Source organism: Acinetobacter sp. Lyrl_1, from assembly GCF_051948795.1.
Lineage (GTDB): Bacteria > Pseudomonadota > Gammaproteobacteria > Pseudomonadales > Moraxellaceae > Acinetobacter > Acinetobacter towneri.
Genome location: NZ_JAYJLK010000040.1, coordinates 1 through 20199, shown reverse-complemented (window position 1 = coordinate 20199; position 20199 = coordinate 1). Strand labels below are relative to the sequence as shown.

14 protein-coding genes and 1 pseudogene are annotated in these 20199 nt (G+C 42.4%); 10 read left to right on the top strand and 5 right to left on the bottom strand.

The annotated features are described in order from the left end of the window. A pseudogene (locus VF675_RS11355) lies at positions 1–403 on the top strand (IS66 family transposase); the annotation flags it as partial. A 147-nt stretch (positions 404–550) separates the two neighbouring features. On the opposite strand, the gene ilvC reads toward VF675_RS11355, so the two are convergent. The 3 genes from ilvC to VF675_RS11340 all read right to left on the bottom strand — a co-directional run bounded on the left by ilvC (position 551) and on the right by VF675_RS11340 (position 3907). Continuing rightward, entirely contained in the window at positions 551–1567 is a 1017-nt protein-coding gene (ilvC, locus tag VF675_RS11350) for a ketol-acid reductoisomerase (protein WP_168419090.1), read from the bottom strand. Positions 1568–1691: 124 nt separating this feature from the next. After that, positions 1692–2183 (bottom strand): acetolactate synthase small subunit, encoded by a 492-nt coding sequence (gene ilvN / locus VF675_RS11345; RefSeq protein WP_004974986.1) that lies wholly within the window; start codon positions 2181–2183, stop codon positions 1692–1694. Beyond that, positions 2180–3907, bottom strand: a complete 1728-nt coding sequence (locus tag VF675_RS11340; protein ID WP_179990010.1) for an acetolactate synthase 3 large subunit — start codon at positions 3905–3907, stop codon at positions 2180–2182. Before VF675_RS11340 ends, ilvN begins: the two co-directional genes overlap by 4 nt. A gap of 729 nt (positions 3908–4636) precedes the next feature. Between VF675_RS11340 and VF675_RS11335 the strand changes: the two genes are divergently transcribed. The 4 genes from VF675_RS11335 to holA all read left to right on the top strand — a co-directional run bounded on the left by VF675_RS11335 (position 4637) and on the right by holA (position 9506). Further along, the gene (locus VF675_RS11335) at positions 4637–5008 is read left to right on the top strand and encodes a DUF4124 domain-containing protein (protein ID WP_373424835.1); all 372 of its coding nucleotides are present in this window, start codon (positions 4637–4639) and stop codon (positions 5006–5008) included. Between the two features lie 130 nt (positions 5009–5138). Further along, positions 5139–7760, top strand: coding sequence for a leucine--tRNA ligase (gene leuS, locus VF675_RS11330; RefSeq protein WP_180186959.1), 2622 nt, complete (start codon positions 5139–5141; stop codon positions 7758–7760). Positions 7761–7955: 195 nt separating this feature from the next. Further along, positions 7956–8486 (top strand): LPS-assembly lipoprotein LptE, encoded by a 531-nt coding sequence (locus VF675_RS11325; RefSeq protein ID WP_179990016.1) that lies wholly within the window; start codon positions 7956–7958, stop codon positions 8484–8486. A 21-nt stretch (positions 8487–8507) separates the two neighbouring features. Continuing rightward, positions 8508–9506, top strand: a complete 999-nt coding sequence (holA, locus tag VF675_RS11320) for a DNA polymerase III subunit delta (protein WP_154320342.1) — start codon at positions 8508–8510, stop codon at positions 9504–9506. 50 nt (positions 9507–9556) lie between these two features. On the opposite strand, the gene VF675_RS11315 is transcribed toward holA, so the two are convergent. Continuing rightward, the gene (locus VF675_RS11315; protein WP_004974971.1) at positions 9557–10006 is read right to left on the bottom strand and encodes a bacteriohemerythrin; all 450 of its coding nucleotides are present in this window, start codon (positions 10004–10006) and stop codon (positions 9557–9559) included. Positions 10007–10420: 414 nt separating this feature from the next. Here VF675_RS11315 and VF675_RS11310 point away from each other — a divergent pair, with 414 nt between their 5' ends. From VF675_RS11310 to VF675_RS11300, 3 genes are read left to right on the top strand one after another with little or no spacing between them, the layout of a single operon-like run. Then, the gene (locus VF675_RS11310; RefSeq protein WP_096902624.1) at positions 10421–11755 is read left to right on the top strand and encodes an efflux RND transporter periplasmic adaptor subunit; all 1335 of its coding nucleotides are present in this window, start codon (positions 10421–10423) and stop codon (positions 11753–11755) included. A 1-nt stretch (position 11756) separates the two neighbouring features. After that, positions 11757–13730, top strand: coding sequence for a MacB family efflux pump subunit (locus VF675_RS11305; protein ID WP_440205242.1), 1974 nt, complete (start codon positions 11757–11759; stop codon positions 13728–13730). A gap of 22 nt (positions 13731–13752) precedes the next feature. Continuing rightward, positions 13753–15189 (top strand): efflux transporter outer membrane subunit, encoded by a 1437-nt coding sequence (locus VF675_RS11300; protein ID WP_440205241.1) that lies wholly within the window; start codon positions 13753–13755, stop codon positions 15187–15189. A gap of 96 nt (positions 15190–15285) precedes the next feature. Here the strand turns inward: VF675_RS11300 and VF675_RS11295 are convergent, their stop codons facing one another. Then, on the bottom strand, positions 15286–16554 hold the full coding sequence (locus tag VF675_RS11295) for a sensor histidine kinase (protein WP_004974961.1): 1269 nt from the start codon (positions 16552–16554) through the stop codon (positions 15286–15288). An 816-nt stretch (positions 16555–17370) separates the two neighbouring features. Here VF675_RS11295 and VF675_RS11290 point away from each other — a divergent pair. Then, entirely contained in the window at positions 17371–19605 is a 2235-nt protein-coding gene (locus VF675_RS11290) for an NADP-dependent isocitrate dehydrogenase (RefSeq protein WP_178318709.1), read from the top strand. A 191-nt stretch (positions 19606–19796) separates the two neighbouring features. Beyond that, positions 19797–20108: an HNH endonuclease gene (locus VF675_RS11285; RefSeq protein ID WP_440205240.1), complete on the top strand. Its 312-nt coding sequence runs from the start codon at positions 19797–19799 to the stop codon at positions 20106–20108. Positions 20109–20199 lie beyond the last annotated feature (91 nt).

Genomic DNA, 20199 nt, shown 5'->3' with positions numbered 1-20199 from the left:
GACAACAGCATAGCCAACCGGTGATGCAACAACTATATGAATGGCTCAACCAACATCATCTGACGGTGCCATCGAGTTCTCCCACCGCCAAGGTCATCAATTACACTCTGAAGCGTTGGCCAGCTTTAATCCGCTATTTGGATGATGGCAATCTACCGATTTGCAATAATTGGGTAGAGAATCAAATGCGACCTTGGGCCTTAGGGCGCAAGAACTGGCTGTTTGCTGGCTCGCTGCGCAGCGGCCAGCGAGCGGCGAATATCATGACTTTAATCCAGTCAGCAAAGCTGAATGGCTTGGATCCGTATGCCTATTTAAGTGATGTGCTGAAAAGGCTGCCGACGCATAAAGCGACCCAAATAGAAGAATTACGCCACATCGCTGGAAATCCAACTCAAATTAAAAAATAGGCATGGGGTTCAGCGGACGCTTACAGCGCAAGGAGTGAAAACACAGTTCTGAGCGAAGCGCAAGGCACGTAACATCCTTTACTTCACTCATAAAAAAACCCTTATATACAATAAGGGTTTTTTAAAGATTAAACTAAAACTTAGTTTTTCTCTTTGTCTACGATTTTGTTTGCTTGGATCCAAGGCATCATCGCACGTAACTTGTTACCCGTTACTTCAATACCGTGAGCCGCGTTTTGACGACGACGAGCAGTCATTGATGGGTAGTTCAACGCACCTTCTTGGATGAACATTTTCGCATATTCACCAGATTGAATACGTTTAAGTGCATTGCGCATTGCTTCACGAGACTGTTCGTTAATCACTTCAGTACCCGTTACATACTCGCCATATTCAGCGTTGTTAGATACTGAATAGTTCATATCAGCGATACCGCCTTCGAACATCAAGTCAACGATCAATTTAAGTTCGTGTAAGCACTCGAAGTAAGCCATTTCTGGTGCATAACCAGCTTCAACCAAAGTTTCGAAGCCCATTTTAACCAATTCAACAGCACCACCACAAAGAACTGCTTGCTCACCAAATAAGTCAGTTTCAGTTTCTTCACGGAAAGAAGTTTCGATGATACCAGTACGACCACCACCCACGCCTGAAGCGTAAGAAAGTGCAACATTACGCGCGTTACCAGAAGCATCTTGGTGAATCGCGATAAGGTCTGGAACACCTGAACCACGTTGGTATTCAGAACGTACTGTGTGACCAGGTGCTTTAGGTGCAACCATGATTACGTCTAAGTCAGCACGTGGAACAACTTGGTTGTAAAGAACCGAGAAACCGTGTGCAAATGCAAGTGTCGCGCCTTGTTTGATGTTTGGCTCAATTACGTCACGATAAAGTTGTGATTGAAACTCATCTGGAGTCAAGATCATAACAACGTCAGCTTGAGCTACAGCAGCAGGAACTTCAGCAACTTTAAGACCTGAATTCTCAGCTTTTTTCCAAGAAGTAGAACCAGCACGTAAACCTACAGTTACGTCTACACCAGAATCTTTAAGGTTAAGCGCGTGTGCGTGACCTTGTGAACCATAACCAATGATTGCTACTTTCTTAGACTGGATGATAGATAAGTCGCAGTCTTTATCGTAAAAAATTTGCATTGCTGTCTCCGCTAAAATGCTTTGGATTCCTATCTTGCTCAAATGCAGGTCTATTCAGCATTTGAGCAAGCTCTCCATCCTTTGAGATGGAATGAATTCGATGAATAAAATTAACTAAATGCAGTTAAATGGTTAAAACTTTTTCGCCACGTGCAATACCAGATACACCTGAACGTACAACTTCTAAGATCGTATTTTCTGCAATCGCATCAATAAAACCGTCAAGTTTTTCAGTTGTGCCCGCAAGCTGTACAGTATAAGTGGTCGGTGTAACATCTACAATTTGCCCACGGAAGATGTCTGCTGTGCGTTTAATTTCGGCACGTGCAGCGCCTGACGCTTTTACTTTAATCAGCATCAATTCACGCTCAATATGTGGACCTTCTGACAAGTCAACCACTTTTACCACTTCAACCAATTTGTTCAACTGCTTGGTGATTTGCTCAATTTTATGATCATCACCATACGTGGTCAGTGTTAAACGTGAAAGCGTTGGGTCTTCGGTCGGTGCAACGTTTAAAGTCTCAATGTTATAACCACGCTGAGAAAATAAACCGACTAAACGAGAAAGCGCACCTGATTCGTTTTCAACGAGAACGGAAATAATGTGTCTCATTCTGTACGCTCCCCTTTACCTAACCACATATCTTTCATAGATTGACCCGCAATTTGCATCGGATAAACGTGCTCTGTACGGTCAACCATTACGTTAATGAATACACATTTATCATTAATCGCCATTGCTTCTGTAAGCTTAGACTCAAGCTCATCGGCATGGTTAATCTGAATACCCACATGACCATAGGCTTCCATCAATTTAGGGAAGTCTGGCAATGAGTCAACATAAGAACTAGAGTGACGACCTTCATAGTTCATGTCTTGCCATTGTTTAACCATACCTAAAGCTTGGTTATTCAAGCATAAGATCTTAACGTTTAAACCATATTGCTTACAGGTAGAAAGCTCTTGGATACACATCTGAATCGATGCTTCACCCGTGATACATACAACCTGTTGATCTGGATAAGCCAGTTTAGCCGCCATAGCATACGGTAAACCTACACCCATAGTACCTAGACCACCAGAGTTCAACCATTGACGTGGACGCTTGTACTTATAGTAGTTCGCGCCAAACATTTGGTGCTGACCTACGTCAGAAGTAATGATCGCATCACCATTGGTCACTTTGTCTAAAGCTTCAACTACTTGTTGCGGCTTCATCGTGCCATCGGTTGGTTTGTCATATTTCAAACCATGAACTTTACGCCATTCATTGATCTGATTCCACCATGCAGCAATCGCTTCAGGGTTTGGCTTGGACACATTTAATTGCTTCAATTGAACCAACATTTCCTGAAGTACAGGTTCAACCGCACCTACAATTGGAATGTGTGCCATGATGGTTTTTGAAATTGTCGCAGGGTCAATGTCAATATGAATGACTTTGGCATTTGGACAGAATTTTGCAGGGTTATTGGTTACACGGTCATCAAAACGTGCACCAATACACAAAATCACATCGGCATTGTGCATGGTCATGTTGGCTTCATACGTACCATGCATGCCCAACATACCAATAAATTGTGGATCATTACCCGGGAACGCGCCCAAGCCCATTAATGTATTGGTTACAGGGAAGCCCAAGATGTGTGCAAGTTCAGTCAATTGCTCAGAAGCATTGCCTTGTACAACACCACCGCCTGAATAAATCACAGGACGTTTGGCATTTAATAGCTCATCAATTGCTTTGCGAATTTGACCTGAGTGACCACGATGCGGTGGTTGATACGAACGCATCTTCACTTTTTCTGGGTATTCGTAAGCAAATTTTTCTGCTGGGTTGGTTGCATCCTTAGGAATATCAACCACCACAGGACCAGGACGACCTGAAGATGCAATATAGAATGCCTTCTTAATCACTGAAGGAATTTCGCTTGCATGACGCACTTGGAAACTGTGTTTTACAATCGGACGTGAAATACCCACCATATCGGTTTCTTGGAAGGCATCTTCACCAATTAAGTGTGTTGCAACCTGACCTGACAAAATCACCATTGGGATTGAGTCCATATAAGCCGTTGCAATTGGAGTTACCGTGTTGGTTGCACCAGGACCTGAAGTCACCAGCACCACACCAGTTTTACCTGTTACGCGCGAGTAGGCATCTGCCATATGACCAGCAGCTTGCTCATGGCGCACAAGGTAATGATTAATTTTGTCTTGTTGAAAGAACGCATCGTAAATATGAAGTACTGCGCCGCCTGGGTATCCAAAAACATGCTCAACGCCTTCGTCCGCCAATGCGCGAACGAGCATTTCACCACCAGATAAAAGTTCCAACGTGATTCACCCTAGTCTTGTCACTGCAAAATGGGAGACACCTGCAGTGTTTTGTTCATTAATTCCTGCACTGTTATAGCACACATATTTCATAGTTTTCATGGCAATAGGAAAAATTTCTGATCTGATTACCGTATAAGCAATATGAGATCTAAAACGTGTTGGGGTAAACACATTTTATAAGCTTTGTTCAGCTTCTCGGCTAGAGAAGTTGCCCATTGCATGACATGACACTTATTCGAAGGGTGATCGATCTAAGGCACATAAAACTAAAGTGTGCATTTTTGTAGTTTACCCGACTAAAGTCAAGTTTAAAAATCGGCTTTTTCTGCTTTATTTATAAACTGGGTGTTTTTTGCGCTTTGTGTCATCCATCACAATTTAATCCAAAGTCTAATATTTCCATATAAAACAAATAATTTCAGAGATTTGCTGAATTTTTTATAATTTTTTCATATCACATACATAAAAATAAAGAATGAATTAAAAAATATATAAATCGCTTGGTTATGATTCACCAACGCATTTCAGCTTATTTTAACTTGCAAATAGACAAGTCAATGCTCCAATTTTAAATAGGCGATATTGCAGATAAAAATCATCAAAAAATTGTCAATAAATCCTAGCTTCACGGGGAATTATTGCTAAAATTTAGCCAACATGATTTTTTGTAATTGGTTTTCTGCCATTTACCTTTTTTGCTCAGGACTTCCAAACATGAAAACGCCAATGATCCGCTTGAGTTGTCTTTCTGCAAGCTTGATTCTAATTTTTGCCACTAGCTCAGCTTCTGCAAAACAATATTACAAGTGGGTCGATGCAAATGGATCAACCCATTACACCACGACACCACCACCAAAAACAGCCAAGAAAAAAGGTAAAGTCGATACCTACGGCTGGAAAAATTCAGCACCTACTGTTGCCATTCCTGCAAATTCTACTGCGAACCCTGAGCCTACTGCTGCAAATGCAACAAACCAACAAGCGACACCAACCACAAATCATCCTGCAGGAAATCCAGCCATGGATCAGCAACAACGTGAAGCCAATGCAGCTTTAAATCAGGCACAACAAGAACGTGCCAACCCACAAGTTTTTTAAGTTTTAAGCCATAAAGTACGACTCGCTTAAATTTTCCTGCACAATCCAACGCGCAAAATTCAATTTAGCTGCATTTTGCGCTATGCTGTGTGACACACTTTTTTTAACCGTTTATTCCTGATTTAACCTTATGACTACTCACATTGACCCTGAATATCAAGCCAGTGCGATTGAACCCCAAGTCCAAAGCGACTGGGAATCTCGTAAAGCCTTTAAAGTTGCCGACACAGTCGAAGGTCCACATCGTTATATCCTCTCGATGTTCCCTTACCCAAGCGGCAAACTGCACATGGGTCACGTGCGTAACTACACCATTGGTGATGTAATTAGCCGTTTTCACCGTTTAAAAGGTGAAACAGTCTTACAACCTATGGGTTGGGATGCTTTTGGTTTACCTGCTGAAAACGCAGCGATTGCACATCAGGTTGCCCCAGCTAAATGGACTTTTGAAAATATCGCCTACATGCGCGACCAATTGAAAAAACTAGGTTTGGCAGTAGATTGGGATCGTGAATTTGCCACTTGCACCCCAGAGTATTACCACTGGGAACAATGGTTATTCGTGCAACTGTATAAAAAAGGGTTAATTTATCGCAAACTCTCGACAGTCAACTGGGATCCTGTCGATCAGACTGTTTTAGCCAACGAACAGGTTGAAAATGGTCGTGGTTGGCGTTCAGGTGCATTGGTAGAAAAACGCGATATTCCAATGTACTACTTCCGCATTACCGATTATGCCCAAGAATTATTAGACGATTTAGAAACTTTAAAAGATGGTTGGCCACAGCAAGTCTTGACCATGCAGCGCAACTGGATTGGGCGTTCGCAAGGGATGGAAATCACATTCCCATCGGCAAATCCTGAAATTTATGCAGATGGTCTGACTGTATTTACAACGCGTGCTGACACGTTAATGGGTGCAACTTATGTGGCTGTTGCTGCAGAACATCCAATGGCGTTAAAAGCAGCAGAAAATAATGCACAATTAAAAGCCTTTATTGAAGAATGCCGCATGGGTTCTGTGGCAGAAGCTGACCTTGCCACTGCCGAAAAAAAAGGTATGGCGACTGGCTTGTTTGTGAAGCATCCAGTAACGGGTAAAGAATTGCCAGTGTGGATTGCCAACTATGTGTTGATGTCTTACGGTTCTGGTGCGGTGATGGCTGTACCTTCGCACGATGAGCGTGATTTTGAGTTTGCCAATAAATTCCAATTGCCAATTATTCAGGTGATTGATGCCAAAGGTGCAGACGATGCGGACTTTGACACAACCCAATGGCAAGAATGGTACGGTTCTAAAGAAGGTAAACTGGTCAATTCAGGCGAATTTGATGGTTTAGATTTCCAAGCGGCTTTTGATGCACTTTTAGCGAAATTAGAGCCACAAGGCTTAGCCAATGTAAAAGTACAATTCCGTTTACGTGACTGGGGTGTTTCACGCCAACGTTACTGGGGCTGCCCAATTCCGATGATCAACTGTGAAAAATGTGGACAAGTTCCAGTTCCAGAAGATCAGCTTCCTGTCATTTTACCTACAGATGTTGTGCCAGATGGCTCAGGCAACCCGCTAAATAAAATGCCTGAATTCTATCAAACTACTTGCCCATGCTGTGGTGGCGAAGCACGTCGTGAAACCGATACCTTAGATACTTTTGTAGAATCATCTTGGTATTATGCACGTTATGCATCTCCAGATTTTACAGGTGGTATGGTCAAGCCTGAAGCTGCGCAAACTTGGTTGCCAGTTAATCAATATATTGGTGGTGTAGAACACGCCATCTTGCACTTGTTGTACGCACGTTTCTTCCACAAACTTATGCGTGATGAAGGCGTGGTTCAAGGCAATGAACCATTTACCAACTTACTGACCCAAGGTATGGTATTGGCTGACACCTTCTATCGCGAAGCAGAAAGCGGCAAGAAAACTTGGTTCAACCCTGCCGATATTGAGCTTGAAAAAGACGAAAAAGGTCGTGTTCTTTCTGCAAAATACATGGGCGATGGTCAAGCTGTGATTGTTGGCGGTCAGGAAAAAATGTCGAAATCGAAAAATAACGGTATCGACCCGCAAGCCATTATTGACCAATACGGCGCAGATACTGCACGTGTATTTATGATGTTCGCTGCACCACCAGATCAGTCTTTAGAATGGTCAGATGCAGGCGTTGAAGGTGCGAACCGCTTCTTAAAACGTGTTTGGCGTTTAGCAGCAGGTTTCCTTGAAAAAGGCAGCAATACAACTGTAATTGACAGTAGTAAACTTGCTACAGCAGCGCAAGACTTACGTCGCAAAACCCATGAAACCATTCAAAAAGTGGGCGATGACATTGAGCGTCGTCATGCGTTCAACACTGCAATTGCAGCATTGATGGAACTCTTGAATGCTTGCAACAAGTTTGAAGCACAGAACGAACAAGACCTTGCGGTTGAGCGTGAAGCGATTGTGACTTTATTGACCTTGCTTGCACCATTTGCTCCACACTTGAGCCAGACCTTATTGGCAGAGTTCGGAATTGAATTAACCTCTACCCTATTCCCTGTGGTCGATGAGTCTGCATTAACCCGCAATACTCAAACGATTGTGGTGCAGGTAAATGGTAAATTACGTGGCAAGCTTGATGTAGCAGTAGATGCATCTAAAGAGGACATTCTTGCACTTGCTAAAGCGTTACCAGAAGTACAACCATTTTTGACTGGCCCAACCAAGAAAGAAATTGTTGTACCGAATAAGTTAGTGAATTTGGTGGTTTAAGTGCTTTTAAGCCTCCCTTTTTAAATGGAGGTTTGGAGGGATTTTATAAAATAATCCCCCTAAACCCTTCTACAAAAAAGGAATTAAAACAATTTCCAAACAAAGCCCGTTGTCAGTCAACGGGCTTTGCACCTACAATCAAGATATTCTCAACTTCCGCTTTTAAACTTTCAAGAATATTACAGAGGACAGCACATGCACTTTAGCCAACGTCTAGCAGTCATTGTTTTAACTTGTGGACTCAGTGCTGGCTTAGTCGGCTGTGGTTTTCATCTTAAAGGCACCAATCCAAGCATTGCACCAGTGGCTTATTCAAAAATGAGTCTGGCTTTACCGAGCAATGCTGAAGAATTAGAAGAAAAACTTTCCATTCACATGGGTACAGCGGGCGTACAACTCAGCAATGACCCTAATGCTTATGTACTACGTGTACTTGACTATACACCACGTCGCTTGGAATTGAATGGCAAACTGGTAGAAACCTTATTGCGTTTGAGTGTGACTTTCCGTATTGAAGATGCGCAAGGCAACCCGATCACCGAACCTCGTACCGTCATGGCAACGCGCAGTTATCAATACGATGTCGCAACTGTGAATACCGATGATCAGGAACAAAAATTCTTAAAAGAAGTCATTATTGATGATGTAGCACAGCAAATGGTGCGTCAAATTTCATCTAATCGTTTACCTTTGGTCAACCCACCTGTGTATTCAAACCCTAAATAAGTTTTCGAGTGCGAATTTTTTATGAAACTTGACTATCTACAAGCCCTCAAACGTGTCGATGAAGCACGTGGCGTATGGATTTTGCATGGTCAAGAACCCTTACTCGAACAAAACTTGCTGGATGCTTTTCGTGCCAGTTGGCAAAAACAGGATATTGAACGTCAGCGTTATGATTTAAATAGCGTTAGCGATTGGAAAAATGTATTCAATGCCTTAAACAGTCTGTCACTATTTTCGAGTCAATTGGCGGTTGAAGTACACGGCAATATCAAGCCTGATGCCAGCACACTAAAACAACTGAAAAGTTATATTCAGCACAATGAACAAAACTTGCTGTTGGTGGTGATGCCAAAACAAGACAGCAATAGCCTGAAATCCAGTTTTTTTCAGTTGATTGATGCCAATGGGGTCAATGTTGCACTCACGGCGAATTATCCTAAAGATCGGCAGCAGATTTTAGGTTTGGAAGCAGAAAAGCTTGGCATCCAATTGGGACATGATGCGTGGCAATGGTTGGAACAACATCATGAACACAACCTTTTGGCTGCCAAAAATAGCTTAATGCGGGTCAGTGACACCTTTCCTGAAATTCAGCAGATTCAGATTGAACATTTACATGCCTGTTTACAAGATCAATCCCGTTATAGCACTTACGATTTAAATGATGCTTTACTGACGGGAAATCTAGCGCAAGCCATGAAAATTTTTCAATACCTCATGGCTTCGGGTGAAGCCATGAGTTTAATTTTGTGGAGTATCAGCAAAGAAATGCGCCTGCTGATGCAATTATTTGAACAACCACAAAATGCTTTGCAACTGGGTATCTGGAAAAACAAAGTCAGTGTTTATCAGCAAGCTTTGCGACGTTTAAATCCAAATAGTTTCTTGCAATGGCCCGCCCTATTATTGCGTATTGATGCCGCCATCAAAGGGATGTCCAAGGAAAACCCTGAACATTTGGTGCTACAAGCCATTACAGAACTCTGTGGTAAAACGCTGTTTGCTTCTCACTCGGCTTAATTAAGCAGACTTCATCAAATAATTTTTAAAATCATCTGCTTTTCAGAGGATTAGCTAAAGAAACGTGCAAACCAACTTTTGCCTTTTTTCTGTTCCTGTGAACGCAAATAATGCAGCATATTGTCGCGTACCGCATCGACATAATCCTGATCATCATGCTGAATATGGTTAATCAACCATTTAGACAACAAACGATACAAATCATGTTCTACCGATTCGCCATTGGCAAAACGCTGACGGCAATCATTCAAACGCTTCACAAAGAGTTCGTGAATACCACGATGTGATGGTAAGTATTGATAATTGACCTGTGACAACAAGTTTTCTTCAAAGCTAAAATGCGATTGCGTATAGTCAATCAAGTCATCCAAGACTTCTTTGATTTGCTCCCGCGCACCTGTCGCCCGAATTTTTTCCAGCGCATTAATATAGTCCAGAATTTGTCGATGTTGATTGTCAATCACATCAATTCCGATATTAAATTTCTCACTCCACTCCATGATTTACCCCTCAGATTTTTTGCTTAAAGTCATGTTTTATTGCATCGTCCCGATGCCGTATTATCCTAATGATTAAATCCATAATTATTTTATGGAATTTGATACTAGCTGCTTTTAATTCTTAAATCCATATAGAAAATAAGGTTTTTTAAGCAACTTAGACCATAGTTGTATTTTTCAGCATTTATCATAAAAATTCATAAAATTATCATAGAGATGAAACAAACTACCCCCACCTCGTTAACAGATGCTATTTTCACTTTTTTTATGGATGTAATACCGTACTCAGACTGTATTAAATCTAGCTCAAACCACTAATAAATAATTCTCATTTGCAGTTTCTTCAAAAAATTCACGATTTATCCTTATTTCACTTCTATAATCCTTTTAATTTCTTTTTCTGTTTTTTGACTCATGCCAAAAATAAAATCGACCAAACTTATTGCGGGAATTATCATTGCGCTGATGCTGGCATTTGCCGCTTGGTATTTTTTAAAACCCAAAGAACAACAACCGCAATACATTACTGCCGAAGTGAGCCGTGGAGATATTGAAAGTGCGGTTTTAGCAACAGGCGTGCTTGAAGCCACCAAAATGGTCAGCGTTGGTGCGCAGGTTTCAGGTCAAGTCAAAAAAATGTATGTTCAGTTAGGCGATCAGGTCAAACAAGGACAGTTGATTGCCCAAATTGACTCTGTACGACAGGAAAACGAGTTTAAAACAGCACAAGCCAGTATTAAAAACCAACAGGCACAATTGGCGGTTCGACAAGCCAATCTCGCCAAAGTCGCAGCAGAATATCAGCGTCAACAAGCCATGTATGCGCAAGATGCGACCTCACGTGCCGAACTTGAAACTGCCTTAGCCAACTATAAAACTTCACAAGCAGAAATTGCTGCCATTAACGCTCAAATTGAACAGTCACGCCTAACTTTAGACACGTCTAAAGAAAATTTAGGTTATACCCGTATTCTTGCCCCAATGGATGGCACTGTCGTTGCAATTGTGACCGAAGAAGGTCAAACCGTGAACGCCAATCAAAGTGCGCCCACGATTGTTAAATTAGCCAAACTTGACACCATGACTGTAAAAGCAGAAATTTCTGAAGCGGATGTAATGAAGGTCGAAGAGGGACAAACGGTCTATTTCACCACCTTGGGCAACAGTGAGAAAAAACATTACGCTACTTTACGTCAGGTAGAACCTGCACCCAAATCCATCAATACCGAAAGCAATAACAATACGTCATCATCTTCAAGTTCTGCAGTGTACTACAACGCTTTATTTGACGTACCAAATGAAGACGGCAAGCTACGCATCAATATGACCGCACAAGTGTCCATTGTATTGGCAGAGGCACGCAATGTGCTGACCATTCCTGCTGCTGCGGTACAAGGTGTAAACCGTTCACGCAGTCGTGGCAACAGCAATAATTCAGACAGCAACGTACGTGCTGAGCGCGACAATACCGATGCCAGTTCTAGCAAACGCCCTGCCCGCTTGGAATTGACTACCAATGAAAAAGCCTTGGTTGATCAAGGTAAAGCCTCTTTAGGCATGGTACGCGTGCTGCAAGCCGATGGTTCAGCTCGACCACAATCGGTATTGCTTGGCTTAAACAACCGCGCAACAGTACAAGTCATTCGTGGCCTAAAACTGGGCGATCAAGTCATTATTGCCGATGGTTCCGATACCTCAAACGATGCGGCGAAGCGTGGTGGTCGTGTTGGCCCATCAGTGAGAATGTAAGATGAGTCAGTCACAACCTCTGTTAGAGGTCACCAATCTGACCCGTGAATTCCCTGCGGGTGAATCTACAGTGCAGATTCTCAAAGGCATTGATCTGAAGATTTACCCAGGTGAATTGGTTGCGATTGTAGGTCAGTCGGGTTCGGGAAAATCCACCCTCATGAATATTTTGGGCTGTCTGGATCAACCCACCACAGGCAGCTACAAAGTCAAAGGACGTGAAACCCCACAACTTGAAGCCGATGAACTGGCACAGCTACGTCGTGAATATTTTGGTTTTATTTTCCAGCGCTATCACTTATTGGGTGATTTAAGCGCTGCGGGCAACGTCGAAGTGCCTGCAATTTATGCAGGTGCCGATGTTGAAGAACGACAAACTCGCGCAACTGCGCTGCTCAGTGATTTAGGTCTAGCCGATAAAACCCAAAACCGCCCAAGTCAGCTTTCAGGTGGGCAACAACAACGTGTATCCATTGCACGTGCCTTGATGAATGGTGGCGATGTGATTCTTGCCGATGAACCCACAGGTGCACTCGACAAGAATAGCGGTATTGAAGTGATGCGGATTTTGCGTGAGCTGAATGCCAAAGGTCACACCATCATCTTGGTCACACATGACCATAATGTCGCTAAAAATGCCACACGGATTATTGAAATCAGTGATGGGCTTATTATTTCTGATCAGCCCAACACACCTGCCGATCAGGATGATATTACTCAACAAACCTTGCAACATCCGCCACAAAAAAGAACTTCAGCTTGGCGCTCTGTATTTGATCGTTTAGGTGAAGCCTTCCGCATGGCGCTACTGGCGATGAATGCACATCGCATGCGCACCTTTTTAACCATGCTCGGGATTATTATCGGGATCGCTTCGGTTGTATCTGTTGTGGCACTGGGCAATGGTTCACAGAAACAAATTTTAGAAAACATCAGCAGTTTAGGCACCAATACCATCACCGTGTTTCAAGGGCGTGGTTTTGGTGATACCTCGCGCTCATCTCAGCTTAAAACCCTAATTCCTGCCGATGCCGATGCTTTGGCAGAACAACCTTATGTGGATGGCGTCAGCCCATCAGTCAATAGCAACGTCACGGTACGCTTTAAAGACACAGAGGCTTCTGCCACAGTCAATGGGGTGAGTGAAGACTTTTTCTATGTACGCGGCATGAATTTCCAGTCGGGTCAGCCTTTTGACAAACACAGCGTGCTGGAACAAGCGCAAGATGTGGTGATTGATCACAACACCAAAAATACATTTTTTAGTGATGGCAGCAACCCTGTCGGGCAAGTAATTTTATTGGGCAGCGTACCCAGCCGTATTATTGGCGTGGTCGAAGAACAAAAAAGCATGATGGGCAATGCCGACAGCTTAAATGTGTATTTGCCCTACACTACGGTAATGAGCCGCATGCTTGGCCAAAGCCATGTGCGCAGCATTATTGTACGAGTCAAAGATGAATATCCAAGTGCTGCAGCAGAAAATGCCATCCTAAGTCTGTTGGTACAGCGTCATGGTGCGCAGGATGTATTTACTCAAAATGCCGACAGTATCCGTGAAACCATCCAACAAACTACCGCCACCATGACCTTACTGGTTTCTGCTATTGCAGTGATTTCACTGGTGGTCGGTGGAATTGGCGTAATGAACATCATGTTGGTCTCTGTCACAGAACGCACCCAAGAAATTGGGGTACGCATGGCAGTCGGCGCACGACAAAGCGATATTTTGCAGCAATTTTTAATTGAAGCCATTTTAGTGTGTATTTTAGGCGGTGTACTTGGCGTCTTGCTCGCACTCGGAATTGGGCAATTGATTAATCATGTGGCAGGTGGAACCTTTCAAATGGCGTACTCCACCACCTCGATTGTAGCCGCTTTTGTCTGTTCAAGCCTGATTGGAATTGTGTTCGGTTTTATTCCTGCACGTAATGCTGCCCAACTGAACCCTGTCGATGCGCTATCTAGAGAATAAGGAATTAGAGTAAGGAATGATGATGCGATTTAACCAGAAGTCACGACAATTCAGCCAACTCGTCACTGCGCTTTTTCTTGGCAGCAGCTTAGTGGGTTGTGCAGCCGTAGTCAAAACACCTTATCAGGCACCTGCTGTAAATATTCCTCAACAGTTTGAGCAGCAGCAAAAAAGCCAGCAAGTCCTTGCACAACTAAATACAGACCGTTGGTGGACACTCTTTCACGATGCTGCTTTAAATCAATTGGTTGAACAAGTCTTGGCGCGTAACAGTGACCTCGCGGTTGCAGGACTGAATTTACAACAAGCCAGATTACAAGCCAAACAAAGCCAAAGTCAGCAAGGTGTCCAGATTGGCAATGCAGGTATTTCTACAGGGCATCAATTTAGTTTAGAGGGCAATGGTGATACAGCGCGTGGGATTTCGCTGAATTATCCCGGACTGAGCTATGAATTGGACTTATTCGGTAAACTTGCCAATCAGACTGAAGCTGCACGTTGGGAAGCCTTAGCCACCGAACAAGACTTACAAGCCACCGCACAAAGCCTGATTGCAACCACTGCCAATTTATATTGGCAATTGGGTTATTTAAATGAACGCTATGTTGTCGCACAACAAAACCTTGCCAGTACGCAAAAAACGTATCAATTGGTCAGTGCGCAATATCGCGCGGGTGCAGTTTCAGGATTGGATTTAAACCAAGCCGAACAAGCCCTGCAAAGTCAAAAATCAACCTTGAGCCAAATTGCACAGCAAAAAGTTGAAACACGCACCGCCTTGGCAGTTTTACTGCATCAACCTGTGCAAATGTTGAATATCAATGAACCACAGAGTTTAGCCGCTGTTCGTTTACCGAATATTACTGCTGGCTTACCTGCAGAACTGCTGTCACGTCGTCCCGACTTACGTGCAGCCGAATTACGTTTACGTAAAGCCTTGGCCAATAAAGATGCCAATCGAGCCAGTTATTACCCATCCATCAGTCTTACAGGCACACTCAGTACAGGTGTCGGTACAGGCGCGCATACCTCTTTAAGCGATGCCCTAAAAAACCCAATTGCCACTTTAGGTGCAGGTTTAACCCTGCCATTTTTGCAATGGAATGATATGCAGCGCGATCTAAAAGTGAATGCTTTGGAATATGAAAAAGCCATTGTGCAATATCGACAAACTTTATATAAAGCCTTTGCCGATGTCGAAAATGCACTGTCAGCACGAACCGCGCTGAATCAACAAGTCGCGCTGCAAAGCCGCAATTTAGCACTGGCAGAGAAAACTGAACGCTTAACTGAGGTGCGTTATCGGCATGGTGCGATTACCTTAAAAAACCTGCTAGATGCACAAGAAACCACCCGCAATGCACGTTTAAGTTTATTGCAGACCAAGCAAAACCAATACAACGCCTATGTGACTTTATTGCAAGCGTTGGGTGGTAGTCCGATTCAAAACATTCAATAATGCAAGAGTTGATCTAAATTGATCACGATAAAAAAAGCCTGTGGATGATTTTAAACATCCACAGGCTTTTGCTTGCTTTGTATATAAACTTTGAAATTAAGTTTTCTCAGATAATAACGCTTCTTTACTTAATACTTGATGGCTACTGGTCGCAATTGGCAAACTGACTTTAAAAGTCGTTCCCACACCTTCTTTCGATTCCACCACAATTTGCCCGTGGTTCAAATCGACAAAACGCTTACACAACACCAAACCTAAACCAATACCCTTTTCACCTGCAGTGCCTTTAAAACTAACAGTAAGTTTAGGCTCGAACAGCGTTTCGAGTTGTTGTGCAGTCATGCCCAAACCCGTATCTTGAATATAAATATCCACACTGGTTTCTGTTTGCTCTGCACGTAAAATGACTTTGCCTGTGCCATCGGTAAAGGTAAATTTCAGCGCATTCGACACCAAATTTTGAATCACCGAGGTAATCATATTGATGTCGGCATAAACCTTAATGCCTTCTTCAACTTGATCAATCAGTTCAATATTTTTCTTGATTGCCAAACTTTTCAACACATCGCAAACAATTTTGGTCGATTGCTTTAACTCAAAATTAATTGGGTGATACACAAAGCGTCCACCCTCTGCCATCGCCCAATTCAATAAACTTTCTAGCAAGTTATAGGTCGATTGTGCTGTGTCGAATAAATAGTCGGCAATATTTTGAATACTAGAATCATCCAAAGTTTCGCGCTCTTGCGCTAAAACTTCCGAAAACCCCAATAAGCCATGAAATGGCGCGCGCAAATCATGCGCAATAATTTGGAAAAATTTGGTTTTACTAAAATTCAATGCAGACTGCTGTTCATACAGTTCTTTTAAGCTTGCATAATCAACTTTTAATTCAATATAACGCACCAAACCTGCAGCAAACTCCGCCACTGTCGGCAAAGCACCTAAACTAAACGCTTCTTCACGATGATCAAATAACAACAACTGCCCAATCGACTCGCCATCGGTTTTGAGTAAATCCAGTGCGATTAGGCGCGCGGCTTCTATCCCCAAACTTGCGATGTGCTGCACAAAATTTGCATATTGAGGATGTTGAGGTTCAATCAGTTGCTGACCTTGAAAGAAAGCGTCTAACCGTGCGTTTGGGTTGGCACGAAAGGCTTTAAAAACTTGATTGGTGGAATACCAGATGTACGGCTCATTTTTAAAAGTCAAAATGGCATGATCTACTTGCAGCATTTGACGGGCAAACTTCAAAAAACCATCAATTTGGTTACTTGGCGTATGTACACCCAATAATAACGAGAGTGTGCAAGCACTGAGTTGCTCCGTTTCAGGACCAATTTCCAGCAACTGTATTTTCATTTTTGCCTCGTTAATTAAAGTGTGCCGCGCCTATGAATTATTTTGTCTACAAAACTCATCCACTGAATTCAGAGTTAACTTACAAACTTTAACACAAAACACAAGCTTTCAAACTAATTTAAAAAACTGCGTAACAACTCGGCATTTCTTCTTTACTACTTGATTTTTTCATCTATGGATTAACAAGGGTTTAGCTCACGCTTGATTATGATTTTTGATGGATCAAACGGTGCTACAAACCCACTAAAAAATACGCTTATTTTTGTAAAATTTGGACCATAAAAATAGATCTAAACTTTTAAAATATAAATCAGGCTTTTTATCTGTAGATTTCCCTCCGTTTTTGAAGAAAATCTCAACTTCTATACAAGAGTTTACATTGCATCACACTGTAAAAAATAGAAGCAACATATTGATAAACATATAAAATAAATAGAATAAATATATCCACCTATCATTTTCATCGGTTATTTATCAAACATTCGACTTAAGTCGAACCCTCAACTGGTTAATTTATAATAAAATATACATATATTTTTGATGTCATATCTTCATCATACGATTTGATTAGTATTTCAACAGTAAATACTCAAGGCGATTTTTAGGTTTAAATAGGCTCATTTTTACATTAAGCCGTGTCTTGACTCGCACAAATGCGACACATCATTTCGTAGCGAAATGGCGTCATCACTGTAATTACGTTGACTGAAATGCATAGAGAGTCGATACTCTCAAGGTTAAATTAGGCAAATCGGTTCGCAGGGGCTGAGTCATCATCTCGCTCCTAAAAAACTCAATCAAAGCAAGGGGCTATATATGGCTGGTGGAAAGTCAAAAATCATTTACACACTGACCGATGAGGCGCCATTGTTGGCGACCTACTCTCTACTGCCGATCATTGAGACCTTTACTAAGCCTGCTGGCATCGAGATTGTCAAGAGTGATATCTCTGTAGCAGCACGCGTACTCTCTGAATTCTCGGAATACCTAAGCGAAGAACAGAAGGTAGCCGACAACCTCGCAGAGCTTGGACGTCTCACGCAAGATCCAGATACCAATATCATCAAACTTCCAAACATCAGTGCTTCAGTTGCTCAGTTAGTTGCATGTATCAAGGAATTACAAGCAAAAGGCTATGCAATTCCTGACTATCCTGAAAATGCGGACACTGAAGAAGAGAAAGCTTTACGCGCTCGTTTTGGTAAATGCTTAGGTTCAGCAGTAAACCCTGTATTACGTGAAGGTAACTCTGACCGTCGTGCGCCTGCTGCAGTGAAAAACTATGCAAAAAAACACCCACACTCTATGGGTGAATGGAAGCAATGGTCACAAACTCACGTTTCACACATGGATGAAGGTGACTTCTACCATGGCGAAAAATCGATGACGCTTGACCGCGCACGTAATGTAAAAATGGAACTCATCACTCATTCTGGTGAAACCATTGTATTGAAAGAAAAAGTAGCGTTACTTGATGGCGAAATCATCGATTCTATGTTCATGAGCAAGAAAGCACTTTGCGACTTCTATGAAAAAGAATTGGATGATTGTAAAGAAGCAGGCATTTTGTTCTCTTTACACGTAAAAGCGACCATGATGAAAGTTTCACACCCAATTGTATTTGGTCACTGTGTGAAAATTTACTATAAAGAAGCGTTTGAAAAACACGGTAAATTGTTTGAAGAACTTGGCATTAACGTCAACAACGGTATGGCAGGTCTTTATGAAAAGATCGAAACCTTACCAACTTCTTTACGTGAAGAAATCATCGAAGATTTACACGCATGCCAAGAACACCGCCCTGCACTTGCAATGGTGGATTCTGCAAAAGGCATCACCAACTTCCACTCTCCAAACGACGTAATTGTAGATGCTTCTATGCCTGCAATGATTCGTGGTGGCGGTAAAATGTGGGGTGCTGACGGTAAACCTTACGACTGTAAAGCAGTAATGCCTGAATCTACTTTCGCGCGTATTTACCAAGAAATGATCAATTTCTGTAAGTGGAATGGTAACTTCGACCCACGTACGATGGGTACTGTGCCAAACGTAGGTTTGATGGCGCAAAAAGCTGAAGAATACGGCTCACACGACAAGACTTTTGAAGTTCCTGCTGCAGGTGTTGCAAACATCACTGATATTGACACTGGTGAAGTGTTGATGACTCAAAACGTAGAAGAAGGCGACATCTGGCGTATGTGTCAGGTGAAAGATGCACCTATTCGCGACTGGGTTAAACTTGCAGTAACACGTGCACGTAACTCTGGTATGCCAGCAATTTTCTGGTTAGACCCGTACCGTCCACACGAAAACGAAGTGATCAAGAAAGTTCAAAAATACTTAAAAGATCACGACACGACTGGTTTAGATATTCAAATCATGTCACAAGTTCGTGCGATGCGTTATACACTTGAGCGTGTTGCGCGTGGTTTAGACACCATTTCTGTAACAGGTAACATCTTACGTGACTACCTCACTGACTTGTTCCCAATTATGGAGCTTGGTACTTCTGCGAAAATGTTATCTATCGTTCCGTTAATGGCGGGTGGTGGTATGTACGAAACTGGTGCGGGTGGTTCTGCGCCTAAACACGTACAACAACTTGTTGAAGAAAACCACTTACGTTGGGATTCATTAGGTGAGTTCCTTGCGCTTGCTGCTTCTTTAGAAGAAATGGGTATTAAAGAAGATAATACTCGTGCGAAATTACTTGCATCAACTCTTGATCAAGCGACCAGCAAATTACTGGACAACGACAAGTCTCCATCACGTCGTACTGGCGAACTGGACAACCGTGGCAGCCACTTCTACTTGGCAAAATTCTGGGCAGAAGCACTTGCTGCTCAAGATGAAGATGCTGAGTTGAAAGCGAAGTTTGCACCACTTGCACAAGCTTTAGCTGCAAACGAAGACAAAATTGTTGCTGAACTTGCGGAAGTACAAGGTAAATCGGTTGATATCGGTGGTTACTACGCAGTAGATCAAGCTAAAGTGAATGCAGTAATGCGTCCAAGCGCAACATTCAATGCTGCTCTTGATGCAGCTCAATAAGTTGATGCAAAACTAACCTAAGTTAGTGATGTAAAAAACCAGCGCTTCGGTGCTGGTTTTTTTACACCCTCATTTATATAGTGTTATGACAACTATTTCATTTAATGCTTAGATCTAAATTTTATGAATGTGAGTTATCAAAGGTTAGGATTTTTCATTCAACTAGAGCCATAAAATAAGGAAAACCTAAAATGGCAAATTCGTGGAGAATACCAAAGCACATAGAAGATGCGGTCTCGGAGCGAGACCTGTGCTGTGTATATTGCGGCAAAAAGTTTGGCACTGAAAGAGCCAATAAGAAGTCTTGGGAACACATTATCAACGATATAAGAATTACAACCTTATCCAATATTGCATTGTGCTGTATTGGCTGCAATGCATCTAAAGGCAATAAAGACTTAGCAACTTGGCTCCATTCTGAGAATGCTCGAAAAAGAGGCGTCACCACTGAGACAATTGCAGATGTCATCAAAGTAGCTTTAGATAGTGAACAAAGCTTTTAAGTACTACAAGCCCTATAAGACACCCGATCAATCACATTTGATTATTGTATTGATCTAATAATTTAAGCTTAGCATCTGATTCCACCATGAG

Coding starts and splice junctions, on each gene's coding strand:
- ilvC (WP_168419090.1), bottom strand. CDS start 1,567: ATGCAAATTTTTTACGATAAAGACTGCGACTTATCTATCATCCAGTCT.
- VF675_RS11290 (WP_178318709.1), top strand. CDS start 17,371: ATGGCTGGTGGAAAGTCAAAAATCATTTACACACTGACCGATGAGGCG.
- VF675_RS11285 (WP_440205240.1), top strand. CDS start 19,797: ATGGCAAATTCGTGGAGAATACCAAAGCACATAGAAGATGCGGTCTCG.
- VF675_RS11325 (WP_179990016.1), top strand. CDS start 7,956: ATGCACTTTAGCCAACGTCTAGCAGTCATTGTTTTAACTTGTGGACTC.
- VF675_RS11305 (WP_440205242.1), top strand. CDS start 11,757: ATGAGTCAGTCACAACCTCTGTTAGAGGTCACCAATCTGACCCGTGAA.
- VF675_RS11300 (WP_440205241.1), top strand. CDS start 13,753: ATGCGATTTAACCAGAAGTCACGACAATTCAGCCAACTCGTCACTGCG.
- VF675_RS11295 (WP_004974961.1), bottom strand. CDS start 16,554: ATGAAAATACAGTTGCTGGAAATTGGTCCTGAAACGGAGCAACTCAGT.
- holA (WP_154320342.1), top strand. CDS start 8,508: ATGAAACTTGACTATCTACAAGCCCTCAAACGTGTCGATGAAGCACGT.
- ilvN (WP_004974986.1), bottom strand. CDS start 2,183: ATGAGACACATTATTTCCGTTCTCGTTGAAAACGAATCAGGTGCGCTT.
- VF675_RS11315 (WP_004974971.1), bottom strand. CDS start 10,006: ATGGAGTGGAGTGAGAAATTTAATATCGGAATTGATGTGATTGACAAT.
- leuS (WP_180186959.1), top strand. CDS start 5,139: ATGACTACTCACATTGACCCTGAATATCAAGCCAGTGCGATTGAACCC.
- VF675_RS11335 (WP_373424835.1), top strand. CDS start 4,637: ATGATCCGCTTGAGTTGTCTTTCTGCAAGCTTGATTCTAATTTTTGCC.
- VF675_RS11310 (WP_096902624.1), top strand. CDS start 10,421: ATGCCAAAAATAAAATCGACCAAACTTATTGCGGGAATTATCATTGCG.